General features: G+C 71.4%; 2 protein-coding genes. One reads left to right on the top strand and one right to left on the bottom strand.

Going from position 1 to position 724, the window contains the following annotated elements:
* Positions 1 to 163, top strand: a 163-nt coding sequence (locus tag AA75_RS08555; protein WP_033819226.1) for a transposase, incomplete at its 5' end; no start/stop codon positions are given.
* On the opposite strand, the gene AA75_RS08560 is transcribed toward AA75_RS08555, so the two are convergent.
* The gene (locus AA75_RS08560) at positions 129 to 611 is read right to left on the bottom strand and encodes a hypothetical protein (protein WP_033819227.1); all 483 of its coding nucleotides are present in this window, start codon (positions 609 to 611) and stop codon (positions 129 to 131) included. The genes AA75_RS08555 and AA75_RS08560 overlap by 35 nt on opposite strands.
* Between the last annotated feature and the right edge of the window lie 113 nt (positions 612 to 724).

The following is a 724-nucleotide window of genomic DNA, read 5'->3' on the forward strand; positions in this document are numbered from 1 at the left end:
GGTGCTGCCCAAGAGGTGGCTGGTGGAGCGGACGTTCGCCTGGCTGATGCATTCACGCCGCCTGGCTCGCGACTACGAGAAGCGCACCGACACCTCGGAGGCGATGATCCGCTGGTCGATGACCATGGTCATGAGTCGCCGCCTCGCCCGGCGGGCACGCTGAACATCCCCGGCCGTTCTTCGACGAGCCAGCCCCGCGCGACCAGGCGCTTCGCCTTCGACCGCACCCCCTCCACCTTCGCCGCGACCGCCTCCAGGCCGACCGCCGCCGCGAGCCGGCGACAGTCCATCGCCTCCCCGCTCTGCGCGAGGACGTCCATGAGCCGCCGGTAGTCCGGCGCGAGCACGTCGGGAGCGAGCCCTTCCCGCCAGGCGGGAACCACCGATCCGGGCAGCGCCCCTGCCGCCCGCGCAGGCCGTTCACCGACCATCCCGGCCAGCGGCGCCTCCTCGCCCGCGGCAGGTTCCGCCAAGACCTCGGCCACCGTCTGACGGGCGATCACGAACCGCTCCCACACGGCCTCCGCCTCCCGCAGCTCGACCTGCAGAGCCTCCACCCGCTGTCGGGCAGCACGCTCGCGCTCCTCCAACAACCCCATCACCGAAGGCATCCGGCACCTCCACCGAAGAGACGACACGACACCCCGCCTCTGCCACCGAGGCCCCGCCACTATGCCTGACCAGCGGAAACACGCCCGTCGCTATCGGTACGACAACGGCTTCT

The organism is Kitasatospora sp. MBT63 (assembly GCF_000710465.2).
Lineage (GTDB): Bacteria > Actinomycetota > Actinomycetes > Streptomycetales > Streptomycetaceae > Kitasatospora.